Source organism: Polaribacter reichenbachii (assembly GCF_001975665.1).
GTDB classification, from domain to species: domain Bacteria; phylum Bacteroidota; class Bacteroidia; order Flavobacteriales; family Flavobacteriaceae; genus Polaribacter; species Polaribacter reichenbachii.
On sequence record NZ_CP019419.1, the window covers coordinates 3,843,739 to 3,868,603 of the forward strand.

The 24,865-nt window shown below is 27.5% G+C and carries 27 protein-coding genes and 1 tRNA gene; 16 read left to right on the top strand and 12 right to left on the bottom strand.

From position 1 onward, the window contains the following. Positions 1–89 precede the first annotated feature (89 nt). Positions 90–1,040, top strand: a complete 951-nt coding sequence (locus BW723_RS16395; protein WP_068364110.1) for a lipid A deacylase LpxR family protein — start codon at positions 90–92, stop codon at positions 1,038–1,040. On the opposite strand, the gene BW723_RS16400 is transcribed toward BW723_RS16395, so the two are convergent. Further along, positions 1,037–2,461: an ATP-dependent DNA helicase gene (locus BW723_RS16400; protein ID WP_068364107.1), complete on the bottom strand. Its 1,425-nt coding sequence runs from the start codon at positions 2,459–2,461 to the stop codon at positions 1,037–1,039. The genes BW723_RS16395 and BW723_RS16400 overlap by 4 nt on opposite strands. Positions 2,462–2,564: 103 nt before the next feature. Here BW723_RS16400 and BW723_RS16405 point away from each other — a divergent pair, with 103 nt between their 5' ends. Genes BW723_RS16405 through BW723_RS16415 form a run of 3 tightly spaced genes read left to right on the top strand, consistent with a single transcriptional unit; the run spans position 2,565 to position 4,661 of the window. Then, positions 2,565–3,299, top strand: a complete 735-nt coding sequence (locus tag BW723_RS16405; RefSeq protein ID WP_068364104.1) for a hypothetical protein — start codon at positions 2,565–2,567, stop codon at positions 3,297–3,299. Further along, a complete protein-coding gene (locus tag BW723_RS16410) occupies positions 3,283–4,101 on the top strand; it encodes a DUF3822 family protein (RefSeq protein ID WP_068364098.1) in 819 nt (272 codons plus the stop codon). Before BW723_RS16405 ends, BW723_RS16410 begins: the two co-directional genes overlap by 17 nt. After that, the gene (locus BW723_RS16415; RefSeq protein WP_068364095.1) at positions 4,101–4,661 is read left to right on the top strand and encodes an RsmD family RNA methyltransferase; all 561 of its coding nucleotides are present in this window, start codon (positions 4,101–4,103) and stop codon (positions 4,659–4,661) included. Before BW723_RS16410 ends, BW723_RS16415 begins: the two co-directional genes overlap by 1 nt. Here the strand turns inward: BW723_RS16415 and BW723_RS16420 are convergent. From BW723_RS16420 to BW723_RS16440, 5 genes are read right to left on the bottom strand one after another with little or no spacing between them, the layout of a single operon-like run. Continuing rightward, the gene (locus tag BW723_RS16420) at positions 4,658–5,611 is read right to left on the bottom strand and encodes an AAA family ATPase (RefSeq protein WP_068364093.1); all 954 of its coding nucleotides are present in this window, start codon (positions 5,609–5,611) and stop codon (positions 4,658–4,660) included. The genes BW723_RS16415 and BW723_RS16420 overlap by 4 nt on opposite strands. Next, entirely contained in the window at positions 5,611–6,924 is a 1,314-nt protein-coding gene (locus BW723_RS16425) for a peptidylprolyl isomerase (protein ID WP_227819765.1), read from the bottom strand. The genes BW723_RS16420 and BW723_RS16425 overlap by 1 nt, the downstream gene beginning before the upstream one ends. Before the next feature lie 31 nt (positions 6,925–6,955). After that, positions 6,956–7,804 (bottom strand): hypothetical protein, encoded by an 849-nt coding sequence (locus BW723_RS16430; protein WP_083139895.1) that lies wholly within the window; start codon positions 7,802–7,804, stop codon positions 6,956–6,958. Continuing rightward, positions 7,804–9,438 carry a peptidylprolyl isomerase gene (locus BW723_RS16435; protein WP_068364084.1) on the bottom strand — a complete coding sequence of 545 codons (1,635 nt, stop codon included), beginning with the start codon at positions 9,436–9,438 and terminating at the stop codon, positions 7,804–7,806. The genes BW723_RS16430 and BW723_RS16435 overlap by 1 nt, the downstream gene beginning before the upstream one ends. A gap of 4 nt (positions 9,439–9,442) precedes the next feature. Further along, the gene (locus tag BW723_RS16440) at positions 9,443–9,724 is read right to left on the bottom strand and encodes a DUF493 family protein (RefSeq protein ID WP_068364081.1); all 282 of its coding nucleotides are present in this window, start codon (positions 9,722–9,724) and stop codon (positions 9,443–9,445) included. A gap of 259 nt (positions 9,725–9,983) precedes the next feature. On the opposite strand from BW723_RS16440, the gene BW723_RS16445 reads away from it, so the two are divergent. From BW723_RS16445 to BW723_RS16465, 5 genes are all read left to right on the top strand, one after another. Beyond that, on the top strand, positions 9,984–10,535 hold the full coding sequence (locus tag BW723_RS16445) for an AAA family ATPase (protein WP_068364079.1): 552 nt from the start codon (positions 9,984–9,986) through the stop codon (positions 10,533–10,535). After that, positions 10,532–12,421 carry a RecQ family ATP-dependent DNA helicase gene (locus tag BW723_RS16450; protein WP_068364077.1) on the top strand — a complete coding sequence of 630 codons (1,890 nt, stop codon included), beginning with the start codon at positions 10,532–10,534 and terminating at the stop codon, positions 12,419–12,421. Before BW723_RS16445 ends, BW723_RS16450 begins: the two co-directional genes overlap by 4 nt. 5 nt (positions 12,422–12,426) lie before the next feature. Next, positions 12,427–13,371 (top strand): methionyl-tRNA formyltransferase, encoded by a 945-nt coding sequence (fmt, locus tag BW723_RS16455; protein ID WP_175335426.1) that lies wholly within the window; start codon positions 12,427–12,429, stop codon positions 13,369–13,371. 186 nt (positions 13,372–13,557) lie between these two features. Beyond that, entirely contained in the window at positions 13,558–13,830 is a 273-nt protein-coding gene (locus BW723_RS16460) for an HU family DNA-binding protein (RefSeq protein ID WP_068364075.1), read from the top strand. A 78-nt stretch (positions 13,831–13,908) separates the two neighbouring features. Further along, positions 13,909–14,466 (top strand): YqgE/AlgH family protein, encoded by a 558-nt coding sequence (locus tag BW723_RS16465; RefSeq protein WP_068364073.1) that lies wholly within the window; start codon positions 13,909–13,911, stop codon positions 14,464–14,466. Here the strand turns inward: BW723_RS16465 and BW723_RS16470 are convergent, their stop codons facing one another. Next, positions 14,467–15,297, bottom strand: coding sequence for an aminotransferase class IV (locus BW723_RS16470; RefSeq protein ID WP_068364071.1), 831 nt, complete (start codon positions 15,295–15,297; stop codon positions 14,467–14,469). 101 nt (positions 15,298–15,398) lie between these two features. Beyond that, positions 15,399–15,782: an START-like domain-containing protein gene (locus tag BW723_RS16475; protein ID WP_068364070.1), complete on the bottom strand. Its 384-nt coding sequence runs from the start codon at positions 15,780–15,782 to the stop codon at positions 15,399–15,401. 110 nt (positions 15,783–15,892) lie between these two features. Here BW723_RS16475 and BW723_RS16480 point away from each other — a divergent pair. From BW723_RS16480 to BW723_RS16510, 7 genes are all read left to right on the top strand, one after another. Continuing rightward, positions 15,893–15,966, top strand: a tRNA-Met gene (locus tag BW723_RS16480). Between the two features lie 52 nt (positions 15,967–16,018). Further along, positions 16,019–17,380, top strand: a complete 1,362-nt coding sequence (locus BW723_RS16485; RefSeq protein WP_068364069.1) for a tyrosine-type recombinase/integrase — start codon at positions 16,019–16,021, stop codon at positions 17,378–17,380. Further along, complete coding sequence (locus BW723_RS16490) at positions 17,380–18,348, top strand: hypothetical protein (RefSeq protein WP_068364063.1); 969 nt, start codon at positions 17,380–17,382, stop codon at positions 18,346–18,348. Before BW723_RS16485 ends, BW723_RS16490 begins: the two co-directional genes overlap by 1 nt. Positions 18,349–18,555: 207 nt before the next feature. Then, positions 18,556–18,783, top strand: coding sequence for a hypothetical protein (locus BW723_RS16495; protein WP_068364060.1), 228 nt, complete (start codon positions 18,556–18,558; stop codon positions 18,781–18,783). Positions 18,784–18,785: 2 nt separating this feature from the next. Continuing rightward, positions 18,786–19,820, top strand: a complete 1,035-nt coding sequence (locus BW723_RS16500) for an AAA family ATPase (RefSeq protein WP_068364058.1) — start codon at positions 18,786–18,788, stop codon at positions 19,818–19,820. A 1-nt stretch (position 19,821) separates the two neighbouring features. Further along, a complete protein-coding gene (locus BW723_RS16505) occupies positions 19,822–20,007 on the top strand; it encodes a hypothetical protein (RefSeq protein ID WP_068364056.1) in 186 nt (61 codons plus the stop codon). Positions 20,008–20,057: 50 nt separating this feature from the next. Continuing rightward, entirely contained in the window at positions 20,058–20,915 is an 858-nt protein-coding gene (locus tag BW723_RS16510; RefSeq protein ID WP_068364049.1) for a DUF6371 domain-containing protein, read from the top strand. On the opposite strand, the gene BW723_RS16515 is transcribed toward BW723_RS16510, so the two are convergent. The 4 genes from BW723_RS16515 to BW723_RS16530 all read right to left on the bottom strand — a co-directional run bounded on the left by BW723_RS16515 (position 20,912) and on the right by BW723_RS16530 (position 24,817). Continuing rightward, a complete protein-coding gene (locus BW723_RS16515) occupies positions 20,912–21,283 on the bottom strand; it encodes a DUF6979 family protein (protein WP_068364048.1) in 372 nt (123 codons plus the stop codon). The genes BW723_RS16510 and BW723_RS16515 overlap by 4 nt on opposite strands. A 99-nt stretch (positions 21,284–21,382) precedes the next feature. After that, entirely contained in the window at positions 21,383–23,650 is a 2,268-nt protein-coding gene (locus tag BW723_RS16520; RefSeq protein WP_068364046.1) for an NACHT domain-containing protein, read from the bottom strand. Then, positions 23,637–24,404, bottom strand: a complete 768-nt coding sequence (locus tag BW723_RS16525) for an NYN domain-containing protein (protein WP_068364043.1) — start codon at positions 24,402–24,404, stop codon at positions 23,637–23,639. The genes BW723_RS16520 and BW723_RS16525 overlap by 14 nt, the downstream gene beginning before the upstream one ends. Further along, positions 24,401–24,817: a restriction endonuclease subunit S domain-containing protein gene (locus BW723_RS16530; RefSeq protein WP_068364040.1), complete on the bottom strand. Its 417-nt coding sequence runs from the start codon at positions 24,815–24,817 to the stop codon at positions 24,401–24,403. Before BW723_RS16530 ends, BW723_RS16525 begins: the two co-directional genes overlap by 4 nt. Between the last annotated feature and the right edge of the window lie 48 nt (positions 24,818–24,865).

A 24,865-nucleotide genomic window follows, 5' to 3' on the forward strand; every position in this document is an offset into this window, starting at 1 on the left:
CTTTTATTTGATTGGTCTAAAATAAAACCTTTTTTATAATTGCCCTAAAAATTTATAAATTTAAATTGATTCATATATATTTGTCCACAATGAAAAACCGAGTATTTATATTTCTTTTTTTTATATCGCTATCTCTTTTTTCTCAGCAAAAATACTCAAAAGAGATTAGTTTTGTGAGTGATAATGACTTGTATGTTTCTGTGAACTCAGACCGATATTACACAAACGGAATGTTTTTAACCTACAGATATCTGTCAGAAAACAAAAATAAAAACCTAGAAAAAAAGATTTTTGAGTGGCAAATTGGTCATAAAATGTACACAGCATACAGGCCTGTAGTTAAAACTATTAATTTACACGACAGACCATTTGCAGGTTATTTATATGCTGGTTTAGGCTTAAGAAAGGTTTATAAAAATAATAAAATTTTAAATACTTCTGTACAAATTGGTATTATTGGACCCAATGCATATGCTAAAGAACTGCAAGATTTTATTCACGATATTTATGGTTTTGAAGAAGCTACAGGTTGGCAATATCAAATAAAAAATGCCTTCGGATTAAATTTTGGAGCAGAATACACAAATCTTTTAACCGAAAGTAAATCGAAAACTTTTGATATCTCTTGGGTTAACTCTGCTAATTTAGGAACCGTTTTTACAAATATTAATACTGGTTTAAATTTTAGGTTTGGTTTTACAGAACTTCAAAAAATGGCAAATTCTATTGCTTTTAACACAAATTTAAATGATGAAAGCACTACATTTAAAAGAGAGGTAGAATCTTTCTTTTACATAAAACCAGCTTTACAACTCGCTTTTTACGATGCAACAATTCAAGGTAGCTTTTTAAATAAAAACAGCATTGTAACCAAAGAAATCATTCCGCTTGTTTTTAATTTAGAGTTAGGGATTAAGTTTACGGCAAATCGTTTTAATTTTGGTTATGCTTTTAATTACAATACAAGCAAATCTAAAGATTTAAGAAGAACAGCAGGTCATAAATACGGTGCAATAAGTGTAAATTACTTACTACATTAATCTATAAAAAACTCATCTTTAAAGCCTATTAAGTACAATTTATCTTGTGCTCTTGTAATAGCTGTATATAACCATCTAAAATATTCTTTAGAAACACCATCTGGCAAATAGGGTTGTTCTATAAAAACAGTTCTCCATTGGCCTCCTTGAGATTTATGACAAGTCATAGCGTAAGAAAACTTAACTTGCAAAGCATTAAAATATTTGTTCTTTTTAATTGCCATAAACTGCTTATATTTCGATTTTTCATCAGCATAATCTTCTCTTACAGCTTGGTACAATTTATTAGATTCATCGTAAGTTAAAGAAGGGCTTTCACTAGTTAAGGTATCTAGTAACAAAACTGTTTCGAAGGGTTGCATTTCTGGGTAATCTATCATTTTCAACTCAACTTCTGCAAATTTAAAACCATATAACTCTTTAATTGAGAATATTTTTAAAACCTGGCAAATATCTCCATTGGCAATAAAACCTGCTTTTGATGATTCATTTAACCAGAAATAGTTGTTTTTTACAACCATTACATAATCACCAGCAGAAATTTCATTTTCTTGCCCACGAATTTTCATTCGTATTTGTTGGTTATATTGATTGGCTCTTTTATTAGAACGCACAATAAAAGCAGTATCTTCTACTCCATCTGATTCATATGCAGTTACTAAAGCATCCTCAATATCGTAACCATCTTCTAGTCTTTTTATATCAGGAAAATCGACATCAAACTGAAAATTATCTCCATTATTTTGCAACAAGAGTCTTAATTGTGTTGCATTTGCCAAAATTCCTGAATTTTCGTGCTGACGCATTACCTCATCCAATTCTATTTCAACAACGTTTTTATGATAATCGTAATGTAATGTTTCTTGTTCTAAAGCCGGACTTATATCTAACTTAACAGGTGGTAATTGTGCAGTATCACCAATAAAAACTAATTTACAATTGTGCCCACTATATACATAAGATATTAAATCATCTAACAAAGAACCAGATTCAAATAGTTTTTGATTCTGACGACTGTCTGGAATCATAGAAGCCTCATCAACAATAAAAATTGTATTTCTATGTTTGTTGGTTTGCAACACAAAATCTACAGAACCATTACTTTGCTTTTTAGGAAAATAGATTTTTTTATGAATTGTAAAGGCTGGTCTTTTAGAATAAACAGCTATAACTTTAGCAGCCCTACCAGTTGGCGCTAACAAAACTGCTTTTTTACCAGAAGCCCAAAGAGAATTCACAAAAGTACTTATAGTTGTCGTTTTACCTGTACCTGCATAACCCTTTAATAAAAACAGTTCGTCTTTATCATCATTAAAGATAAAATTGCTTAATAATTGCAACAATTTACCTTGTTTTTGCGTTGGATTATGAGGAAACTTCTTTTGGAGTTCTTTGTAAAATTCAGCGGGTAATTTTATCATAAAAAAATTAAAGCAGTAAAGATACATTTCTTTGCAAAGAAAATTTTTATCATTAAAAAAAAATTGTAGATTTGCGATAACACTATTAAAAAACAAATAAAAAATGAATTTAATACTAATGATTATAGGAGCTGTGATAGTATCAGTTCTTATCGCTTTTATTATAGTTAAATATTTACCTTTAAAGTTAAGATGGCTTCCTTCAATTTTACTGTTGGTTATAGCTGTTTTTTTAGGAGTAAAAATATACGATGGGATTATGGAACCTATCAAATTTGCTAAAGATAAAGTTGAAAAGTACACTCCAGTAATTGAAAGCTTAAAAATTATTAGAGATGCTGAGGTTAAATATTATGAAGTTAATGGTGTTTATACTAAAGATAAAACAGGTTTAATTAAATTTATTGATACTGCTCAATTAGCTTTAACAGAAACAAAAACTGTAGTAGAAAAAGTTAACAAAGGTGGTGGAATTATTGTTGATGAAGAAGTAAGAGTAACAGATACAATAGGTTACGAACCCGTTTTAAAATATTTTAAAAACAAAAATTATCAAGATATGTTCAAAGTTCCTGGTGTTGCAGGTGCTGAGTTTGAATTAGAAGTTGGTTCTGTAGAAAAAGTACAAGGTTTAGTTGTACCTACTTTTAGAGCAAGAACTCCTAAAGCAGGAATTTTAAAAGGAATGAACGAATCTTTAATTAAACAAGAATTAGAGGCTATAGAATCAGTTCAAATTAAAGGAGAGTATGTTTCTGTAGGTTCTTTAGAAGAAGTTTCTACAGGTGGTAACTGGCCTCCTTCTTACGATAGAAAAGACGGTGCAGAAAAAGAGTAGCCTTACATCTTTACAGAAAATAAAGGATATAAAATTATCCATCCAATTTAGTTTGGATGGATTTTCTTTTTGTATTTCAGATTTAGAAAGTAATCAAGATTTATTTTTTACAGAATATTTGTTTGATGAAACGTTAAATTCGCCAGTAGATTTATTAAATAAGATAGAATCTATCTTTAAAAGTGATACAAATCTACAGCAAGAATATGCTAAAATAGAAGCAATTCATCAAAATAACTTATCTACACTTGTACCAAATGACTATTTTGATGAAGGTTCTTTAGAATCCTATTTAAAGTATAACATTAAAACGCTAAAGAACGATTTTATTACTTTTGATGGTCTTAGCAATATCGATGCAAAAAATGTTTACATTCCGTTTGTAAACATCAACAATTATCTGTTTCAAAACTTTGGCGAATTTGAATTCAAACATCATATTACGGTATTAATAGATAAACTTATTGCTATAAATAATAGTAATGAAAATGTAATGTATATCAACGTTTCTAAAAACAATTTTGATATTATTATTTTAAAGGATAAAAAACTCATTTTATCAAATTCATTTACTTATACTTCAAAAGAAGATTTTATCTATTATGTATTATTTACAGCCGAACAAATTCAATTAAATACAGAAGAATTTAATTTGTATTTTACAGGTGAAATTAATTCTGAATCAGATATTTATAAAATAGCCTATACATATATCAAAAATATTTACTTTTTAGAAAGTGAAAATGCTATTTTTAATGATTTAGAAGCACCAAACCATTCTAATTTTATATTGTTAGGCTAATGAGAATTATATCAGGAAAACATAAAGGAAGACGTTTAAAAGCACCTAAAAACTTGCCTGTTCGTCCTACAACAGATATGGCAAAAGAAGGTTTGTTTAATATTATAAATAATCTTTATTATTTTGATAGCATTGCTGTGCTTGATTTATTTTCTGGTACTGGTAACATTAGCTACGAATTTGCATCTAGAGGCACAAAAAACATATATGCAATCGATGCAAATTACAATTGCATTCGATACATTTACAATACAGCAAAAGAATTTGATTTAGATATAAATACCTACAAAAGTGATGTTTATAAGTTTTTAAACAAAACATCTATTCAATCTGATGTTATTTTTGCCGACCCTCCTTACGACTTTGAGCAAGATAAATTTTTAGAAATTGCTGATCTTGTTTTTGAGAAAAACTTACTAAAAGAAGATGGTGTTTTAATTATAGAACACTCCAAACACACAGATTTAACAATACATAAAAACCATAGTTATGATAAACGATATGGAGGAAATGTATTTAGCTTTTTTGAAAATTCTGTTGAAGAAGAAAAAGAAGACTAAAGCAAAGAGGTAATAATATCAGAAATAGTAACTCCTTCTGCTTCTGCTTTATAATTCTTTACAATTCTATGCGATAAAATAGGAATAGCAACTGCTTTTACATCTTCTATATCTGGTGAATATTTTCCATTAATTGCTGCGTGTGCTTTTGCTGCGATAATTAAGTTTTGCGAGGCTCTAGGCCCTGCTCCCCAATCTAAATAGCTTTTTATCATTTCTGTTGCTGCACTAGATTTTGGTCTTGTTTTACCCACCAAACTCACTGCATATTCTATTACATTATCTGTAACTGGTATTCTACGAATTAATTTTTGAATGGCTATAATTTCATCCCCAGAAAGGATTCCGTTAACATTTTGAGCAATAGCACTTGTAGTGCTTTTTACAACCTCTACTTCTTCTTTAAACGTAGGATATTCTAAATTAATAGAAAACATGAATCGGTCTAATTGTGCTTCTGGTAAAGGATATGTACCTTCTTGCTCAATTGGATTTTGTGTTGCTAAAACAAAAAATGGTAATTCTAATTTATAATGATTACCAGAAACTGTTACAGAACGTTCTTGCATAGCTTCTAATAAAGCTGCTTGCGTTTTTGGCGGAGTTCTGTTAATTTCATCAGCTAAAATAATATTAGAAAAGATTGGTCCTTTTATGAATTTAAACTGTCTGTTTTGATCTAAAATTTCGCTTCCTAAAATATCAGAAGGCATTAAATCTGGTGTAAACTGAATTCGATTAAATTTTAAACCTAAAACATCTGAAACTGTATTTACTAATAAAGTTTTTGCCAAACCAGGAACACCAATCAATAAAGAATGACCTCCACAAAAAATAGATAATAAAGTAAAATCTACAGCTTCTTGTTGCCCAATAATTACTTTACTTATTTCAGATTTTAATGATTTGTATTTTAAAACTAAATCATCTACAGCTTTAACGTCAGACATTATTTACCTGTTTCTTTTTTCCAATTTTTATTAAAAGTACATTTTCTGTGAGTATCTGCCATTTTAATGTACGTATCCATTATTTTTTCTTTTGCCCACTTATCAATAGTTTCTTCTTTCTTTTTTGTTAAAGCTAATTCTTGCACCTTAACATAATCATTTACTAAATCTGCAGTATGTGTATTAGTTCTATCTCTCATTATAATGAACTTATACATTTTTTCTCCACTTCTGTTTTGATCAAAAAACACATCAGAAAGTTCTCCTTTTTTTAACTCAGCAACTCTAGCATACAAGGCAGGGTCCATACCTGTTAAATCGAACGTAGCTTCTCCTGTATAAGGATTAATAATTAAACCAGCATTATTTTTAGTTTCTTTATCATCAGAATATTTTTTTACAGCTTCTTCAAAAGTAATTTTACCAGACTTAATATCTTCTACAATCTGTTCTGCTTTTTCTCTAGTTTCTACCAATTTAGAGTTAGGAACATCTGGCTGCATTAAAATGTGTGATGCAATTCTCATATTACCTCTAACTTCGTGCAATTGCATTAAGTGATAACCATAGTCAGATTTAAAAGGTTTAGATACTTGACCTACATCTAAACTAAAAGCCATCTCCTTAAATTCTTTAATAAATTGAGATTCTTTAGTTACCTCATATCTACCTCCGTTATTTGTAACACCAGGATCATCAGAATTTATAATCGCTTTCATTTTAAATGGAGCTCCCTCTTCTATTTCTTTTTTAAGCTCATTTAACTTATTTAAAATTCTTTCAAGTTCTTCATCAGTTGGCTTTGCATTAATTACAATTTGTGCTAACTCAATTTCTGCAGAAAATTCTGGCAATTCTCCTTTTTCTTTTAAACCATTATAAAAAATTCGAACCTCTTCTGGAGTTACATCAATCTTTTCTGTAATTTTTAATTGCTCTTTTTCAATTAAAACATTTTCTTTTTGAACTGTATATAATTCCTTTTTTAAATCATCTAAGTCGTTAAAACCATAAGCTTTAATTACTTTATCTACAGAACCATATTGTTGTGTAAAATACTGTACACTTCTATCTACTCTTTGTGTAATTTCTGCATCAGAAACAGTAACACTATCAATTACAGCATGATGTGCTAATAATTTCTGTTGCATTAATTCTTCTAACATTTCACAATCTGAAATTTTAATTTTACCTTCTGATCGTACTTCAATTTCTTGCTTAAATTTATCGATATCAGAATCTAGAACAATGTTTTTACCAATTACTACTGCAACACCATCTATTTTTACTTGTGCAAAATTTGCGATGCTCATTAACCCAAAAAAGGCAGCGAAAAGCGTTAATTTAGTATACTTTGAAATTGTTATTTTTTGTTGCATCTTTTACTAATATTTTTTCTATATCTCTAATTAATTCGATTTTACGTTTGTGTAAAATCATTTGTTTTATGGTAGGTTTTATGTAGCTTAATGGTGCTATATCGTTTCTTACCAAAACATCTTTTATAGCGACCAAATATAAACCTAATGAATCTTGTTTTTGAACAAATTTTGTTTTTTTTAACAGGTTTTCTTTAGAAAAGGGCAGTTTTAACAAAACCTTATCTAATTGTGTCCAAATTGTATCGTTAAATTGATAAAATTTAAAGCTTAATTGTTGTTTTTCTAAAGCTTCAACATCTTCTATACTATCAGATTTAAAGAGAGTTGTAATTTCTTTCTTATTAATGATATTGTTATCGAAATGAAGATATTTAATCTTTAAAAGCTCTTCGTTTAACTTAAAATTCTCTTTATTTTCTGAGTAAAAAAGTTCAATTTCATTATCATCAATAATAGTATCTAATTGTTGTTTAATTAACCTTTCTTTATAACTGTTGATTAATAAACTCTCTTTGTAATCTTTTACAAGCGAATTAATTTCTTCTACATCTTCTAAAGAACTATTGGTTTCAGCTTTTTTTAATAACAATTGTTTAATTGCCCAATCATTAATATAACCTCTTACTAAAACAATACTATCTTGTTCGCTAATATTATTAGGTAAAACACTTTTTAAATCTTCTCTAAAAAGCTTTTCTGTGTTTACAATTGCAACAATTTCTGAAGTTGTTTTTTCTTTTTCTTGTACCTCTAAATAATCGCAAGAAGTAAGCGCACACAACATTAAGAAAAGAACTGCATATTTATTCATTAACTTTTATTATAAAATTTAATTAATTTTTTAAGTTGTTTTTTATTTACTTCTATTGCACTTTTATTTCTTAAATCTGCAATCCAATTTTTCTCTAAATAATTTTGGTAATCGTTCATCACCTCTCCTTTTACCTTTTTAAATTCTTTATTCTGATATTTAGCTATATTAGAAGTATAATGATTTTTTAAACCTAATGTATCTTTAGACGATTTTTCCCAAATTTTTCTTTGCATTAACTCAAACAACAACAAACCATCTTTATATTCTTGCAAGGTATTTGCAAATTCAGGTTCTGTTTTCTCTAAATTATCTTTATAATAGGTTAAGATTTCTTGATCTTTAAAATCATTAAACAATTCAAAAACAGGTTTATTCTTTCTATTTTTTATGTAATTTACAAATGCTTCTTGTTTAATTTTCTTTTCATTGATTGACAATAAAACAGATTGCAAAGAATCTTTAGCAATGGTTCTTATTTTTTCATTAGCAAAAATTTCTTTTGCAACTTCATTCTCAGAAATTGTATATTTTTTCTTTAGTTTATTGATTACTGCTTTTTCTGATAATTGAGCTCTATCTCCAGATTTTACTTTGTTTTTTAATTCTCTTTCTAATTCATTAAAAGATTGCACAGGATGTTTTTTTATCAACTGAACAATATGCCAACCAAAACGAGTTTGAAAAGGTTTCGAATAATCTCCTTCTTTTTCTAAACTAAAAGCAGCAACTTCAAAAGGTTTTACCATTGCTCCACTGCCAAATTTTCTTAATTTACCACCTTTTGGTTTAGAACCAGTATCATTAGAATATTTTCTTGCTAAAGCTTTAAATTGTACATCTTTTTCTAATAAACTGTAAATTGAATCGATTAAAACTTTCGCATTTTTTGTTTGTTTGGTTAATAAAATATGAGCAACTTCTAATTCTCCTTTAGATGGTCTTAAAGAATCTACTTTTAAAATATGATACCCAAAACGAGTTCTAAATGGCTTAGAAACCTCACCAACTTTAGTTGTATATGCAGCTTCTTCAAAAGGATAGACCATTTTAAAGGCAGAAAAATAACCTAAATTACCTTTATTTCCTTTTCGCTTTCTTTTTTCATCGTTTCTTGCAGATGGATCTTCTGAAGTTTCTTCTGCAACCGCCTCAAAGTCTTCGCCATTTACAATACGATTTCTAATCTCAGTAATTTTTTTATAAGCTGCTAAAGTATCTTTGGGTGTTGCTATTTTTGGTGTTCTTATTAAGATATGCTTTGCTTTTATCTCATTTTTTGTTCTAAAATAGGCGTCTTTTACTAACTTATTAATAAACAAAGTATCTTGCATATAAGGTGCAGAAAGCTGATTTTTATAACCTTCCATTTCTTTTACATAAGATGGTAAAGTATCTAACTTAATATTGTAAGCTTCTTTAACTTTTAATTTATAATTGATAAATAATTCTAAATTCTTCTCAACATCTTTGGCTTCTTCATTATCAATAGCATCTAAATTTTTTTCGTAAACTCTTTTAAAATCAGAAACTGTTGTAACTTCTCCATCTATTCTTAATAACTCTTTGTCTTTCTTTTGTGCAAAAACTACGCTAGAAAAACATAAAACCACTAATAATACTAACTTTTTCATAAATTTATAATGATATGATTCCTTTAATTTTTTCAACTTTTTTATAATAACTAATCACTTCATCAGCATCTTTTAACTTTAAAACGATTGTTATACTAATATATTTACCCGTTTTCGATTTTTTAGTTTTGATTACGGCTCCTTTATTATCAAAAATAGTTTGTACTTCTTCTAACTGATTACCATCAGTAGGCACAATAAATTTGTACATATAATCAGTAGGAAATTTTGTGGTGTCTTCTAACTGACCTTTTAACTTTATATAAAAAGCTTTTTTATCACTCATAATTATAATTGCGTTTTACTAATAACAAATAGCAAGCCACAAAATTACATTAAAATTTAGTTTTATAAAGCGAATGATTTATTTTTGTGGATTTCGCTAAAAAGTGAACCTCAAAAATAAAGTTTTTTTGATTTTAATGTAGTAAAATAAAACTGTATTTTTAGAAACACACATAAATAAGCGTAACATATAACTTAGAATCTTTTAGTTGATAGCTAAAAACATTCTTTAATATTTAATAATTTTTAAACGAAAATACTTGCAAAATAATCAGCAAAAAATTGTTTTAATCGGTGGACCAGGAACAGGAAAAACAACAGTATTAAACGCATTAAAAGAAAAAAACTTTTTTTGTTTTGATGAAGTTTCTAGAGCTGTTACCTTAAAAGCACAAGAAAAAGGAATAGAACAATTATTTTTAACAGAACCACTACTTTTTAGTAAAATGCTTTTAGAAGGCAGAGAAGAACAATACCTAAATGCTGAAAAAACAAAAAATGATATTGTTTTTTTTGATAGAGGAATACCAGATGTTTACGCATACCTCAACTATTTTAAAACAGAATATCCGCCAGTTTTTATAGAAAAAAGTAAAGATTATAAGTATGATATTGTATTTCATTTTTCTCCTTGGGAAGAAATACATACCACAGACAACGAACGTTACGAGTCTTTTGAAGAATCTATTGCTATAGATAATTTTTTAATAAAAGCTTACTCAGAATTGGGCTATAAAATTATAACGATTCCTTTTGGTTCTGTAGATGAAAGAGCCAATTACATTATAAATTCGCTTTCTTGCGATTTATGATTGACGCAAAAAACATACTAAAACAATACTGGGGTTATTCTACATTTAGAAAACCTCAAGAAGACATAATAAATGCTGTTCTAGCAAAAAAGGATACAATTGCACTATTACCAACTGGTGGCGGAAAATCGATCTGTTTTCAAGTGCCTGCATTAATAAACGAAGGTGTATGCATAGTAATTTCACCTTTAATTGCTTTGATGCAAGACCAAGTAGAAAACTTAAAGAAAAGAGGCATAAAAGCTACGACTATAAAATCTGGAGTATCACAAGATGAAATAATTACTCTTTTTGATAATATTAAATTCGGTAATTATAAATTCTTATACATTTCTCCAGAAAGATTACAAACCTCTTTAATTCAGCAGAAAATTAAAGAACTCAAAATTAGTTTTGTTGCTATTGATGAAGCGCATTGTATTTCTGAATGGGGACAAGATTTTAGACCCACTTACAGAAATATTAAAATTCTAAAAGGATTAAAACCCGATGTAAACTTTATTGCACTTACAGCAACTGCCAATAAAAAAGTGCTAGAAGATATTTCAAAAAATCTTGAATTAAAGCAACCTCAACTTTTTAAAAAATCTTTTTTCAGAGAAAATTTAGCCTATCAAATATTTGATGTTGAAGATAAATTATTGAGGTTAATTCAGATTTTTACCAAGACAAAATCACCTGCAATTGTTTATGTAAATTCAAGAAAAAAAACAAAAGATATTGCCAACTTTTTAAATGCGAATAATTTTAAAAGTAGTTTTTATCACGGAGGATTACCTTTAGCAGAAAAACAAATTGCTTATGAAAACTGGATGTCTGAAAAGACAAAAATAATTGTGGCAACCAACGCATTCGGAATGGGAATTGACAAACCAAATGTTGGCATTGTTGTGCATTTTGATTTGCCTTTTTCTTTAGAAAATTACATTCAAGAATCTGGAAGAGCAGGTAGAAACGAAAAAAAATCTTTTGCAGTTTTATTAAAAAATAATAATGATATTTTAATTCATAAAAATCAACTTAAAAAAGAACTGCCATCTTTATCAGAAGTAAAAGAAATTCACCGAAAATTATATCAATATTTTAGAATTGCAAAAGGAGAGATTTTAGAAGAAATATTTCAATTTCAGATTTCGGAGTTCTGTAAAACTTATAAATTTTCTCAAAAAAAAGTTACTTCAGTTTTAAAAATATTATCAAATAATGGTATCTTAGAAATCTCAAATACGTTCAATCAAAAATCTACTGTAATTTTTAATGCTAGTAGTAAAAAAGTGATTTCTTACGCTATAAACAATATCTATACTAAACGATTTATAGACACATTTCTAAGGACTTATACAGCTTTATTTCAACAAGAGGTTAAAGTAGATGAATTTCTATTAGCTAAGAAAACAAATAGCACTTCTAGACAAGTAATTAAGCATTTAGAACGTTTACACCAAGACAACATCTTAACTTATAAGCGTACAAAAACAGATGCAGAAATTCGTTTTTTAGTACCTAGAGAAGATGACAGAACCATTAATATATTCTCTAAAGAAATTGTTCAATTCTTAAAACAAAAGCAAAAAAAATCTGATGATTTTTTAAACTATATTCAGAACAAAAACACTTGTAGAAGCATTCAAATTTTAGATTATTTTGATGAAAAATCAACCAAAAAATGTGGAATTTGCGATGTTTGTTTATCAGAAAAAAAGACAAAAAATCAAGATATTTCTTCAGATATTTTATCGCTTTTAGCAAAAAAATCGAGCTTAACATCTCAAGAAATAAATCAGAATTTACAAGCAAATGAAAAAGACATTTTAATACATTTGCGAATGTTATTATCTGAAAATAAAGTGCAGATAAATCATCAAAATAAATACCTTTTAAAATAAAATTTATGAAAGATTTACGTATCGTTTTTATGGGAACTCCAGATTTTGCAGTTACTATTTTAAAGCATTTAGTAGATAATAATTATAATGTTGTTGGTGTAATTACTGCAACAGATAAACCTGCTGGAAGAGGAAGAAAATTAAACGAATCTGCAGTAAAAAAATATGCATTATCTCAAGACTTAAAAATACTACAACCTAAAAATTTAAAAAACGAAGACTTTCATAAAGAGTTAAAAAGTTTAAACGCAGATTTGCAAATTGTAGTTGCATTTAGAATGTTACCTAAAGCAGTTTGGCAAATGCCAAAAATGGGTACTTTTAATTTACACGCTTCTTTATTACCAGAGTATAGAGGTGCTGCACCAATTCATTGGGCAATTATTAATGGAGAAACAAAAACAGGTGTAACTACTTTTTTTATTGATGATAAAATTGATACAGGAGAAATCATCTTACAAGAAGAAATTGAGATTACCAACACAGAAACTGTAGGCTCATTACACGATAAATTAATGTTTTTAGGCGCTGGTCTAGTTGCTAAAACTGTAGATTTGATTGAAGCTGGTAATATTGAAACAAAAAAACAACCTGAATTAGAAGAAAAATCGGCTCCGAAACTAAATTCTGAAAATACAAAAATTGATTGGTCTGATAATTTAGATAATATTTATAACAAAATTAGAGGCTTAAATCCTTACCCAACAGCTTGGACTTTAATTAAAAATGATGACGAAGAGATTTCTGCTAAAATTTATAATATTGAAAAGATAGAAGAAATACATAATTATGAATTAGGAAAGCTTATTTTTTCTAAAAAAGAAATTAAAGTAGCTGTAAAAAACGGATTTATTAATATTAAGGAAATTAAACTTGCAGGAAAGAAAAAAATGGATGCCACTAGCCTATTAAATGGCTTCAGTTTTTCTAAAAATGCAAAAATGCTCTAAGTCCTTTACTGACAAGCATTTTAGCGATTTTTCAATTTTTCAACTCTCCTTATTAACAATTTGGGGGTATTTATCAACAAAACAGTAAATTTTACAGGCACAAATTTGCGTAAACCCTTAATCCGTCTATATTTGTTGAGCTTTTAAGCAATAAAATATACAATTAATTTAAAAAATCTATTTATTATGAACAAGTCAGATTTAATCGACGCAATGGCTGCAGACGCAGGAATCTCTAAAGTAGCAGCAAAAGCAGCTTTAGAATCTTTTACAGATAATGTAACTTCTGCTTTAAAAGGTGGTGGTAAAGTTGCATTAGTTGGTTTTGGAACTTTTTCTGTTTCTCACAGAGCTGCAAGATCAGGTAGAAACCCACAGACTGGTAAAACTATCGAAATCGCAGCTAAAAATGTAGCTAAGTTTAAAGCTGGAGCTGGATTAAGCGACGCTGTAAACTAAGAAATACAGCATAAATTATATTAAAACTCTCTTTTTAAGAGAGTTTTTTTTATTCCTATATTTTGCCTATATTTACTTATGGCCTATTTAAAACCGCTTAAAGGAAGATTATTAATTGCTGAACCTTCTATTTTAAACGATAGTTCTTTTAATAGAGCAATTGTTTTAATTACTGAGCATACAGATTTTAATTCTGTGGGTTTTATCTTAAATAGACCTTTAGATTACACACTACAAGATTTAATTCCTGAAATCGACTCTGATTTCACAATTTATCAAGGAGGCCCTGTAGAACAAGATAATTTATACTTTGTACATAAAGTACCAGAACTAATACCAGAGAGCATAGAAGTTGCCAAAGGCATTTTTTGGGGCGGTAATTTTGATTCTTTAAAACTGTTATTAAACGAAAATTTACTAGAAAAATCTGATATTCGATTCTTTTTAGGGTATTCTGGTTGGGGTAAACATCAACTCACCGATGAAATAAACATAAACTCTTGGTTTATATCTGAAAATGATATCGAAAATATTTTTTCTGAAAATGATGATTCTCTTTGGAGAAATAAAATTCTACAAAAAGGTGGTGATTACAAACTTTGGGCAAATGCCCCGAGTGATATTCAGCTAAATTAATTAAGAAGTTACCTCTAATACTTTTAAGCTTTTACTTATTTTATTGGCAAAATCTACATTAAATTTCTTCTTTTTATAATTGGTTACTGGCTGAATACCAATAATTGCATTTGTAATAAAAACCTCATCTGCTTTTTGAATTTCGAAAGGAGAAATACTCGTTTCTTCTAAAGAATATTCTTTATTTTTGGCAATTGTGTCTATAACTTTCATTCTAAGGATTCCTTTTATACATCCTTCTGATAAAGCTGGAGTCTTAATAACATTACCTTTTAAAATAAATATATTGGCATTGGTTACCTCTACTACCCCTTTCTTTTCATTAATTAATACACAATTATCTAAATCATTTTCATCAGCATAAATACTAGCCAAAGTATTTACCATTCTATTATTCGTTTTAATGGTTGATAACAAACCAGAATAATTATAGAAATCTTTAAACACATCAACTTTATAAATATCTTTAGTTTGATATTTATTTTCTTTTACATCGATTAAATAATCAATTTGGTTAGTTTTTGGTGTATATAAACCCCCATCTTTTCTAAAAACGCTTAAACGAACTCGAAAACTTGTAGCTTGATCTTGTACAGCCACTGTCTTTAAAATTTCTTCTTGTAAAAACTCTAAAGTAAACTGCATAGGTATTTTCATACGCAACATGCGCATAGAGGCCATTAATCTAAAGTAATGATCTTCCCAAAAAACTATTTTATTATTATTTACTTTTATGGTTTCAAAAATTGCATCACCATATTTAAAACCTCTATTTTCTGGAGATAGTTTTACATTTTCATTAAAAAGTAATTCCCCATTAAAATTAATCATCTATGCTTTTTTTTGTGAATGCAAAATTAGTGTTTTTTGTTAGATTTAGAGCATAAAAAAACTCAACCAAAAGTTGAGTTTTCTTTATATTAATTTTAGTATTAAGCTCCAATGGTATGTTTTAATTCATCTATCTGATTTTCCCAAAGTTGTTTAGATTCTTCTACCTCATCTTCATCATCTGCGAAATCAGTAATAATTAAAGAAACATCTTTAGTTAAAGCATCTACTTGAATTTTAATTTCGAAATAACTCTCATCATCTTCGCTTTCTAACCATTTAAAACGAATTCTTTCTTCCGTTTTTTTTGTTACTAGTTCTGCAACCTCTTCTGTACCATCCCAACTAAAAGTAAAAATTTTACCTCTAGAATTTACACTATCAGCGAACCATTCTTGTAAATTAGAAGGTGAAGATAAATATTGATACAACATATTAGGGGAAGCATGAATTGGTATTTCCAATTCGAATTTCACTTTATCCATTTAGTATAACTTTAGTTGACAATATAGGTATTAATTCTATTTAAAAAAAATTTTAACCACAACTTGCCAGAATGTAAAAATCTATTATATTTGCACCCTCAAATATTAATGGCGAGGTAGCTCAGTTGGTTAGAGCGCAGGATTCATAACCCTGAGGTCACGGGTTCAAATCCCGTTTTCGCTACAAGCTTTATGGTAATTAAATCAACGAATTGTGTCTCACAATTCGTTTTTTTATGCCCAATATTTTCTTACTTTTACGAAGAGTACACGATACAGTACACGATTTACCTATGAAACTGAATTATTCTGAGCCAAAAATCTTTACTGGCGGAGTTGATATAAACTCTTGGTCTAAACTATCTTCTAAAGAAAAAAAAGAAGCTTTATCTAAAAGTTGGTATATATATTATTCCTTTAGAAATCCAAAAACTGGAAAACTAAAAAGACAAACAAATATAAAAGCTGGTGTAAATCTTTATAAAGACAAAAAAAGTAGATTTCACATCTTAAAACAGCTTAAAAAAAGTTTAGAATACATTCTTGCTAAAGGGTTTAATCCTTATCAAGACAATACTAACTTAGCCAATTTTATTGAAGAACTTTTAATTGATGATATAGATAATAAAAAAGTAAAATCGAAAAATATCCCTACTAACTGCACATCTAACAAAGAAGTTTCAGAAAATAACATTATCAACTATTCAATTCAAGATGCTTTTACTTTTGCTTTAAGTATAAAATCAAAAGTCTTAAGCGAAACATCTTACAAAAATTTTAACAGTAGAATACATCGTTTTAAAACGTGGTTAGTAAAACAAAATATTGAACTTAGTATTGATATATCTACAGTTGACAAAAAGCTTGTAATACAATATTTAAATGTTGTATTACAAAAGTCTAGTGCAAGAAATAGAAATAATACAAGAACTGATTTAAGTTCACTTTTTCAAACATTAGCTGACAACGAAATAATACAAGATAATTTCATTAAAAAAATTAATGTTTTAAAATCAAAACCTGAACGCAATAAAACTTATACTTCTACTGAACAAAAAGATATTTTCAAGTATCTAAAAGAAAATGACCCCATTTTGCATTTATTCGTACAGTTTGTTTCCTATAATTATTTAAGACCTGTTGAAGTTTGCAGGTTAAAAGTAGGTGACATTGATTTAATTGATAGAAAAATTTCAGTTAAAGCTAAAAACAAAGCTGTAAAAATTAAAATCATACCCAATATTTTAATTGAACAACTCCCTGATTTAACTGAAATGAATAAAAATGATTATTTATTTACACCAAACAAAATTGGTGGTGTATGGGACACTAAAGAGAATAATAAACGAGATTATTTTACAAAACAGTTTAAAAAAGTAAAAGACCACTTTAAACTAGGTAAAGAGTATGGCTTATATAGTTTCAGGCATACTTTTATCACTAAGTTATACAAGGAAATGGCTAAAACTGGAACACCTTTTGAGGTTAAGAGTAAATTAAAATTAATCACTGGCCATGCAACAATGGATGCTTTAGAATTATATCTTAGAGATATTGATGCTGTATTACCTGAAGATTATTCAAAATTACTTAAATAATGAAAGAGAATAAATACTATAATATTTTACCATATACATTGTACGAAAAAAATAATTTAGATACCATATTAGAATATCTAATTGAAAATGATATTTGTGAAAAGTTGATTGTAAAAAGCTTTTCTGGAAAATTTAATGAAACCAACAATTTAGGTGAATATAAAGCAAATGGTAGGTTAATTGAAGAAGAGGGAATTATTCAGTATTCAAAAGAATTAGTTAACGAATTTTACAATTTTCTTTTAACTCATTATCAAGCAGGGTTAGGAAAACATATTTCATTTAGTTTAGAACTCAATCAAGATACCTTTGGATTAGAATATACTGATAGTAAAAAAATTGCAGTAAAATATTTCAATACATACTATAACCAAATCCCAATTAATCCTATTTATAAACTTAAATTTGATACTAATAGAAATGTATTGCCTGCTACGAAATTTGAAACTTTAGATAGTCATAAACAGTATTTGCTTTTAAACCTTGAAAATAAATCTGAATTGATAATTCCATATTTAGCAGGTGATGATTTGTTTTACAACAGAAAGTTATTCGAGACTAATTCGATGATTAATGAAATTTTTCAATTTGAAAATAATTTAAAAATTTTAATTGAATTAAACAAAAAGTATCAATTAGAACAAGATAATCTCTTTACTCACAAAACAGTTGCTCAAAATATTTATAAGGAATTTGCTGAAAATTTTGATTCATTAAACCAGATAGAATTTATAGAAAATCAAATTAACTCTAAAACGAAAGTTACTAGATCTTTTATTGTGGTTCTTTTCGACTTATTCTCCAATCAATTAAAATTACAAATGCCTTCTGGAAAAGATTTTGGAATAATTATAAATAACTTTTTTGGTTTTAATTTCAGTGAAATAAAGTTGAATGGATCAGAAGGTGATAAACATTATAAACAAATAGAATCAATAAAAAAAGAATGGGCAAATTTTAGAAATTAGAAACTTTTTTTTGCCATTTCCATAAAGATTTACATTTCCCACACTTTTCCCACAAATTTTCCATTTTTATTCCATTTTATTTTAAACTATGTATTACAATATTGCACCTAGTTAAATCTTGTTAATTAGGTAGTTATCTTTTGATGTAAAATCACCTTACTTTTTAGCAAGCATTTATTTATCAAATAATGTTTTAAAAAAAGTAAAATGGAAAAAACAATCAATTTTAGAATTTCAGAAGAAAACAAGTTAGAATTACAATTTATTGCAGAAGAAAAAGAAATTAAAGTTTCTCATTTAGTAAGAGAAATAATTAATGACTTTATTGAAGATTACTACGAAGATGAAAGTCCTGTTTATTTAGATAATATAGAACCCATCGAAGTTTTTTTAGAGATACCAAGTGATCATCATCAATACAAAAAAATCGATTAACTATGTTTTCAGAAAAAATCGATTTGATTAAAAAGGATATTGATATCCATAAACAAAAATTTAACTCTAATAATTTTGAAGTAGGTTGCTTAATCATAAAAGAAGCAAATATTTGGATTGAACAAGCCAAAAACAGACCTATACCAAATATGCTATTCAGTGAATTTTGGTATGAGAATGAAGTTTGTATTTTATTTTCCGATACTAACTTGGGGAAATCTGTTTTAGCGGTTCAAATTGCGAATAGCATAAGTAAAGGAATACCTATTTCTGGTTTTAAATTAGAAGGAGGTTCAAAAAAAGTGTTGTATTTAGATTTTGAATTGTCTGATAAACAATTCGAAAATCGTTGTTCTGAAAAATATCAAAATCATTACCAATTTAACAGTAATTTTCTGCGTGCAGAATTTAAAGCTGATATAGAAATTCCTAAGACTTTTAATTCTGTTGAGGAATATTTATGTGATAATTTAACAGTGATTATTAATACAGTAAAACCATCTGTTTTAATTGTTGATAATCTTACTTACTTAAGCCAAGAACACGAAAAAGCAAAAGAAGCTTTATTCTTAATGAAAGCTTTAAAAAAACTTTCTAAAGAATTTCAAATTTCTATTCTTGTTTTATCTCACACCCCAAAGAGAGATGAGTCTAAACCAATAACAAAAAATGATTTGGCAGGAAGCAAAATGCTAATGAACTTTTGTGATAGTTGTTTTGCTATTGGTGGATCTAACCAAGAGCCATCGCTAAGATATATAAAACAGCTTAAGCAACGTAATACAGAACATTTATATCACACAGAAAATGTTATTCTATGTAGCCTAGATAAAAAATCAAACTTTTTGGAATTTCATTTTGAAGATTTCGATACTGAAAAAAATCATTTACAATCAAATTCAATTTTAAATTCAGAAGAAAAAGATGAAAAAATCAGATTACTAGTTTCAGAAAACCTACCAAATACACATATAGCAACTAGACTTAATTTATCTGAAGGTGCTATTAGAAAAAGAAGAAAAAAACTAGGTATCTAAAATGGTCGCTAAAGATGTATATAATATAGCTAAAGCTCTTTCTAAAAAAGAGTTATACAGTCTATATAATATGCTGAAAAGTGATATGAACACAGAAAACAGTAAACTTAAAACAAAACCTAAATTACCCGATTTTACTATGCAAGACGGATTAAGGTATTTATTAGAAAACCAGATTAAAAAATAATCGTACCAATCGTACCAAAAAGAAGTACGAATGGTACTAATAATAACACTATGCATTACAAATTTAGCTTAGACCCTACTCCAAGAAAATTCATTTGTCCTAATTGTAACAAAAAGACATTTGTAAAATTTATTGATAATGAATCAAAAAACTACTTAAATGCCATTGATGGTAGATGTGATCGAGAAAGCAAATGTGGTTATTTTAAAAAACCATCAAATAATTATGCTATCACAAACAGCAATAGCAACGCTCTAAATGTATTACACCCAACATATCACAATAAAGATATTGTATTACAATTTTATGATACAATGCAACAAAGTAACTTTATAATCTATCTATTAAGTGTTTTTGATTTAAAAAGCGTGCAAAAAGCAATAATAAGGTATCATTTAGGTATTACAAATTATTGGAAAGGTGCAACAGTATTTTGGCAAATAGATGATAAAAACAAAATAAGAGGTGGTAAAATAATGCAATACAATTGCAATACAGGTAATCGTGTAAAACAACCTTTTAATCACGTTAGTTGGATTCATAAACAATTAAAATTAAATAACTTTGTATTACAACAATGTTTATTTGGCTTACACCTTATAAATAAAATTTCTAAAAGTGATACAATCTGCATTATAGAGTCAGAAAAATCAGCTATAATAATGAGCATTTTTATACCTGATTTTTTATGGTTAGCAACTGGAAGTAAATCGGGTTTTAAAGAAAGTATGCTACAACCATTAAAAGGTTATAAAGTTATCGCTTATCCAGATAAGTCAGAACACCAAAATTGGCAGGATAAATCGCAACTTTTAAATAAAAGAGGATTTAAAATTCAATGTAGTTCTTTATTAGAAAATATTGACATTGAAGATGGTTCTGATTTAATAGACTTATTAATTTCTTAAATAATTAAATCATTCTCCCAAAGAGCCAAAACAACATCCATTTGAGAATTTGATCTTTTATCTCCAAGATCTAAAGCTAACCATAATTCTTTTGGAGTAATATTTTTATGTTTATGCTGTTTTAATATTTCAACCGCTTTTAGGGCATATTCTTTATTTTTCACAGATTTTGTATAATTACCTTTAGGTATACCTCTTACTAAACCAGTTTCACATAAACCTAAAAAAGTACCTTTGGGACAGCCTTTTTCTTGAGGACTTTTAGTTGTAAAAAATTCTTTTGCAGCTCTTTCATAACTTTCTAAAATGGAATAGTTTTCTTTATAATTTCGTTTTGCTTTTAACGTTGTTTGTGCGTATTTATTCATTATGTTCTTTTATAATTGTCTCTTACCTTTTTTAGAGAAGTACAATACAATCATTTTCAATAAATTAATGCTAAACAAGTTTTTTCTTTGAAAAAAAAATTACCTTTTATTTACTTTATCCCAAAATTCTTTTAATTTGTTTTCATTACTATCGCTATCGGCTTTAAGTAAGTCTTTTAAATCATAATTTAATCTATAAGCCTTGCTACCACTTTGTTTGATGTTTTTATTATCAAATTCACTTATGATTTCATTTTCAAGTAAAAACGGAATAACATCTTCAATAATCATTTTCGTTGATGAACCGTAAATGCTGTGTTCTTTCCAATTAGATTCATATTGTAATATTGTTCTGTGATATTTTGATAAGAATTTATTTACTAAAGTTTTAAAAACAGAATGTTTCTTAATTACTAGTATTTCTTTTTCAGTTGTACTTCTTATGCCTCTTTTATGCAGAAGATCTTTTATTCTTATTGGAGAATAAGCAGTTTCAATTATTTCATCATTATTAATAATTTGAATTGAATCTATATTTGAATTTGAAATAATTACTTCTTCAAAAACATTTGAAGATGTTAAATCAAATTTAATTTCGTTAAAACTACAATTATCAAAAATTACATTTTTCAATTTTACGTTTTTTAAACTTATATTGATGAAATTTCCATTTTTAATTACAACGTTATTTATGAATTTATTTTCGAAACCTAAACTAGAATAAGTTACTTTACCAGAAAAGGACAAAATATCGTCGGTTGTATTATTATCAATTAAATAAGGTATTATTGTACCTACATTACTTTGTATATGAGTCGGCTTCCATTCTTTATCAATTATTTCTTGAAATAAATCTAGATACTTTTTTATATCATTTTTTTTCAAAGTATTTAACATATATCTCGGAACTGAATCAGGAAGTTGACCGAGAAATAAGAATTTTTTCAATTTCCTTAATGAAAGTTCTTTGATCAAATTTCCTAATGACTTGCCTAAAAAAAAGTTTTTAAACTCTTCATGATCAAATTTTCTTAATTGTTCGGACCCTATTGATATTGGTACTAAAAGCGCATGACTATGTAGCATTCTAATAATTGTTGCTCTTAGACTTTCTTCTATATCCCAATCGTCTATTAGCATAGTTCCGTAAAGTTCTATTTCATCAATGGAAATATAATCTTTTTGAGATTCCCACATTTCTTTTGCAATGGTGGCAAGAAACGAAAGATGTTGATTAAAATTTAAATAAGGTTGACCAGTAACTTTATCTCGATCTTTCCATTTTTGCACTTCTCTTTTTATAAATGACTCTACTATTGTTGTTACTCCTTCTTTATCTTTATTCATTTCATCAAGAAGTTCTTTAAGCGAATTCTCCTCATCACTTGAGTCAATTAACTGAACAATTTTTGATAGTAAGAAAGGTCTTGCTAGAATCGGATGAGATTCATCCTTAAAGTTCTCTATTAAATGTGAATATATTTTTTCTTGGTCATTACAAAAATATGAAATGTATTCAGTTGCATTTTCCTTTCGCCAATTGAGAACTTTTAACTCGTAAAAAAAACAATTGTGAGAAATATATCCTTTCAAAAATTCAGTTCTTTTTAAGTAATCTTGTGTATTAAAAAAAGTTCTTCTAGATGCCGCAATTAATGTTCCTCTCCCATCCATTTCTTTTACTAAACTTGAAAGAGAACCCAAAGCTGATTCACCTCCAATCTCAGCAGCTAATTCATCAAAACCGTCAATTGCCAAAATTATATTTCTATTCTTTATTAAAGTTAATATTGAAGAGTAATACAACCCTCTAATTCTTAACTCTCCTAAATCATACATTATTGCTTCAGCCAGTCTAACAAGATCTCTTCCTTGCAAATCAACATGCCAAAAGAGATAATTACTTTCTCCTTTTAAAAACCTATTAGCTTGAATAATTTGGAACTCCTTTAACAATGCACTTTTACCATGACCAGCATCAGCCGTAATAAAAGTAATTTTTGTTCCACTTAAAAGAGCTTCATCACATTCCTTTTGTAGTTGTTTAATGGCAATACCATTAGTTGTTGACCATGGCGTAATTAGATTAGATGGTCCTTCAATAAATGGTTCAATATTTTTTCTTTTTTGTATTAATCTTGTAGCAAAAATATCTAGCTGTGCAATTTCTTTGGAGATAAAGTCTTGGTATTTTATATTTCTTCCTTCAAAATTAATATACAGACTTTCATCGATATCATTTATTTTTAATTCATAATCTTTACCTAGTCTTGTAAACAAAACTTGACCATCTGGCTGAATAATTACGTCTTCTTCTGTATCTGCAAATGATTGTAAATCATTTTTAATTCTTTTAAGCCTTTCCATAACAAATTGTGTTTACTGAAAAATTAGATAATATATTTTTATAATTCGATTCTAGTCTTGAATTTTTTATTAAAACTTCAAACAAACAGTTTTTATTAAACCTTATTTTGTTTTGAGAAGCCACAGCCAGTGCTGGGAAAAAATCGACATCATCTGAAACAATAATTATTTTACTTACATCGTCTTCCATAGAATAAGACATTAAGTCACATGCAATCATAGTATCAACCATTTTCTGTTCTGTTTTGACAAACAATTCATTGTTTAAAGAATTACAGCCATCTACTGCACACTGATGAGTTTTCTTTTTTGCTATTCTTTTTAATATATGTGGAGGGCAATTGGTTTTATTATTTGCACATGTATCATTTAACTTGTCGTTATTAATTTTTATGTATGACATTCCATTTTTCTCCTTCAAAGTATTTCTCCATTGATAACTTGGAACATTAAACAATGTATCAATAACCTCTATTTTTCCTTTAATAATTATATTTTGATTATTAATTATAGGAAAGAGATTAAAAGATGAAAGAATGCTAAACAATATTGAGGCTTTATTTGTTAATACATCTTCTTGATACCAACCACCATATAACCTAATTTCTAAATAAGTATTAATTGGTGATGAATTGATATCAATACATGTATTAATTATTTCAGAAAATTGATATTGAATTTCTTCATCAGTGTATTGATTTAAATCTTTTCTATCAAACCAATTATCAAAGTCAACAAGAAAAATATATTTCATATAGTATTATTTATTTCAACAACCAAACCCAAACTTTCTTTTGCTCTTTGATTTAGATACTGATTTTCATCAGTATGCGTTACACGCACCTGCCCATTCATTAACATAGGCAATAAACAATCTCGTAATTCAGATAGTTTTTGGCTTTGTTTAAAATTGACAACCATTTTATTATAATAAACTCTTCCTAAATCTTCATTTTCTAATGAAAGAGAAATTTTATTAAATATTTTTTCTGATTCTTTTTGAGAAAGATTTTTATTGTTTTTTTTTAATTGATAATAAAAAATATAAGTAAAAATATTGGTTTCTAAATCCCAATTATTTTCTTTTAAAGAAAGGTATGTATAACCTAATTTGATAAGATGTAAAATGGAGGGAATTTTTACTCGAGAATCTTCATTGAATTTCATAGCAAATGAATAAACTACTAATGTAAGAAAACCAAATGATATTTTACT